This window comes from Terrabacter terrae, assembly GCF_039529575.1.
GTDB lineage: Bacteria > Actinomycetota > Actinomycetes > Actinomycetales > Dermatophilaceae > Terrabacter > Terrabacter terrae.
Window position 1 is genome coordinate 1 of sequence record NZ_BAAANB010000064.1, and the last position, 3194, is coordinate 3194.

5 protein-coding genes are annotated in these 3194 nt (G+C 72.4%); 2 read left to right on the plus strand and 3 right to left on the minus strand.

Annotated features, from left to right (window positions below; genetic code table 11):
* Positions 1 to 98 precede the first annotated feature (98 nt).
* On the plus strand, positions 99 to 386 hold the full coding sequence (locus ABD194_RS19055) for a hypothetical protein (protein WP_343994410.1): 288 nt from the start codon (positions 99 to 101) through the stop codon (positions 384 to 386).
* A gap of 94 nt (positions 387 to 480) precedes the next feature.
* Positions 481 to 909: a VOC family protein gene (locus ABD194_RS19060; protein WP_343994412.1), complete on the plus strand. Its 429-nt coding sequence runs from the start codon at positions 481 to 483 to the stop codon at positions 907 to 909.
* A gap of 64 nt (positions 910 to 973) precedes the next feature.
* Here the strand turns inward: ABD194_RS19060 and ABD194_RS19065 are convergent, their stop codons facing one another.
* The 3 genes from ABD194_RS19065 to ABD194_RS19075 form a co-directional block, all read right to left on the minus strand.
* Positions 974 to 1792 carry a CPBP family intramembrane glutamic endopeptidase gene (locus tag ABD194_RS19065; protein WP_343994414.1) on the minus strand — a complete coding sequence of 273 codons (819 nt, stop codon included), beginning with the start codon at positions 1790 to 1792 and terminating at the stop codon, positions 974 to 976.
* A gap of 115 nt (positions 1793 to 1907) precedes the next feature.
* Positions 1908 to 2432, minus strand: a complete 525-nt coding sequence (locus ABD194_RS19070; RefSeq protein WP_343994416.1) for a mycothiol transferase — start codon at positions 2430 to 2432, stop codon at positions 1908 to 1910.
* Positions 2433 to 2514: 82 nt separating this feature from the next.
* The coding region (locus ABD194_RS19075; protein WP_343994418.1) for an adenylate/guanylate cyclase domain-containing protein at positions 2515 to 3194 on the minus strand (680 nt) is incomplete at its 5' end.

Consider the following 3194-nt stretch of genomic DNA (forward strand, 5'->3'; position numbering starts at 1 on the left):
AGAATTGTCGGTTTTGCACCGGCGATTGTGTCGATCTTGCGGTTTCCTTGCCGCTTTGCGCGCCGGCCTCTTGCGCGGGCCGGGGCAGAGTTCCCGTCATGAACACGATGATCTTGGGCGGAGTGGACTCACTCGTCGCGGCGTGGCCGCTCGCGCTCGTCGCGGTCGTCATGGCGTCGCTGCTCGGCGGCGCGTTCGCCCGGGCCGGCCAGGAGGCTGGCACCAAGGCCACCCCCCGCAGCGAGTCGGGCGCGACCCTGACGTGCCGCTCCTCGGGGCACCGCTACCTCAAGGGCGCGACGGGCTGGCGCTGCTCGCACTGCGGCGACTCGATCGGGCACGCGGCCCCCTCGTCGCAGCCGGCTCACGAGGTCGCCCCCGTCTGACGCCTGCCTCGGAGTCGATACGCCAGACCGCGCACCACATCACGCAGCGCCTCGACCGCCGCTGTGTCCGAGGGCTGCCCTAGCATCCGAGAGCATGACGGCACTGACGCCCTACCTGCACCTGCCCGGCACCGCACGGGAGGCCCTGAGCTTCTACGGTGAGGTCTTCGGCGCCGAGGTGCACCTGCACACGCTCGCCGAGTTCGGCCGCACCGACGGACCCGCCGACGCCATCGCCCACGGCTACCTGTCCGGGGGACCGGTGACCCTCTTCGCCTCCGACGCGACCGACCGCGAGCCGACGCTCCGGTGTGAGGGCCTCATGCTCTCGCTGCTCGGCACGGCCTCCCCGAGCACCCTGCGCGCCTGGTTCGCAGCCCTGTCCGAGGGCGGTCGGGTCGTGGACGACCTGCAGAAGCGGCCGTGGGGAGACTTCGACGGGCAGGTCGTCGACCGCCACGGCCTGCACTGGCTCATCGGCTTCCAGGGCGACGCCGCAGACACGGCTGACGCAGCCGACTGAGATCGCTCCCGCCGTCCACAAGCGTGCGTATGCGTGTGGTCGGCTCCGCGAGCCGGCATACGCCTCAGGCCGCGAGCCGCCAGGCGATGACGCCGAAGAGCACGCCGAGCGCGTTGGTCGCCCAGTGCATGCCGACGCTCGCGAAGACGCTGCCGCTGCGTCGTCGCAGCTCGCCGGCGACCACCCCGCCGAGCGCCGTGAACGCCACCGTGCCACCGACGACAGCCGCCTTGGCGAACGGGCCGAGGCCGGCGACGGCCGAGCCGATCGCCGCGTTGCCACTGGCCGACGCCATCGCCGGTAGGACGTGCCACAGCCCGAAGAGCACGGAGGAGCCCGCGAGCACCTGCCACATCCGGGCGTGCCGCGACAGAAACCCCCAGAGAACCGAGCGGAAGGCGACCTCCTCGAGGAGGATCGTGCCGACCGGGATCATGACGAAGGCCGTGAGCAGCGCCCCGGCCGGCGGCAGGTGGTAGCGGGCGTCGAGGAACGCGGTCCGCGTCGTGGGCAGGAGGATGCCGAGCAGGTAGACGAGCGCGACGACGGCGATGACACCGAGCCCCCACCGTATGCCGCGTGCGTGCGTGTGCCGGGCGAGCCCCAGCTGGTGCCAGCTCAGTCCCTGCCACCTCGCGAAGCCGAGCAGGGCGACGGCGCCCACCGGGCCCAGCCACATCGTGTTCCAGCCCAGCAGGTGGTCGGCGACGTTGACGCCGGCGAGAGCGAAGACGACAGCGACGGTCGAGGCCAGGCGCGTCCGACGGCCGCGGGCGATCAGGGCCAGGCGACGGTGGTGCGTCGGGTCGTGACCCGTCACAGCGGCGCCGTCGGTCGGGGACTCGACGGCGGCTGCGGCAGCACTCAGGACGGGGATACTCATCCCCTCCAGTGTCCCACGGCTACCTGTGCGCGATCGTGCGTGGAAGCCCGGCGCGACCCACCTGGACACACCTGTCACAGCCGACCCAACGGCATCCGCACGCCGGCACCGACCGTCAGCGGCGACGCTCGACGAGCCCGCGGACGTACTCCGCCTGCCCGAGGTGCTTGGCCCCGTCCTCGAGCACCGACACCAGGCGCATGCCGACGGTGACCGGCGGGTCCCAGTTCGTGTCGATGACGCGGGCGTACTCGTCGGCGTCGAGCCGCTCGACGAGTGCGGCGGTGCGGTCGTGCACGTCCGCGTGGTACTCGCCGAAGAGGCCCGGGTCGGCGACGGTGAACCGACCGACGTCGCCGGAGCTCATGCTCCAGCCGTGGACGTCCGGCGGGTAGGGCAGACCGAAGCGGTCGACCCACCCGTCCGCCAGCCACGCCGACTCCTCGCTCGCGAGGTGCGCCACCTGGTCGTCCTGCTGGCGCGCGAGGTGCCACGCCAGCCAGGCGATGTGGTTGGCATCGGCGTCGGGACGCCACAGCAGCTCGTCGACGGAGAGCCCGTCGACGACCTGTGGCACGCCGTCGCGGATGCGCCCGAAGGCATCGAGCATGAGGTCGCGGGCAGTCTCCGTCGTCGTCACGTCGTCCACCTACCCAGCATGCACCCGCCCTCCCTCTCGCCGGGGCGGTCGGCGCACAGCCGGGGCACCCCATCGCCTGGGGTCAGGCCGGTCGGTCGGGGAGCGAGACGAGGACGAAGGCCTCGACCGGCTGCCCCTTGCCCTTCAGGTCGAGCGGCCCGAGCGCCTCCGTCGTGGCGTCCGGCAGGCTCTCCAGGGTGCTCGCCGTCACGGCGACGCGACCCACCGGCGCCTGGCCCTCGATGCGGGAGGCGACGTTGACGGCGTCGCCGATGACGGTGTGCGTGCGGCCTCCCTCGCCGCCGAGCACGCTGACCACGACCTCGCCGGTGTTGATCCCGACCCGGAACCGCGGCCAGCCCGGGTGCTCGTCGGCGATCCGCGCGGTCACGGCCTGCAGGTCCAGACCGGCCCGGACGGCCCGGCGCGCGTGGTCCGGCTGGTCACCGAGCCGGTTGAAGGTCGCCATGATCGCGTCGCCGATGAGCCGGTCGACCGTGCCCCCGTGCCGTTTCACAACGGCCGGGATCGCGACGGTGAAGTATGCGTTGAGCATCTCCGTCACCTCCGCCGCGTCGTGCGCCTCCGAGAAGGTGGTGAAGCCCTTGAGGTCGGCGAAGAGGATCGACATCTGCCGGCGGCCGGCCAGCGTGTCGGACGTGTAGAGCCCGGCCCACCGCTCCTCGTGCCAGGACTGCTGCGCGCCCCACGCCACGAGCGCGAACGCTGCCAGCAGCAGGACGTGCCACTCCCACCACGAGA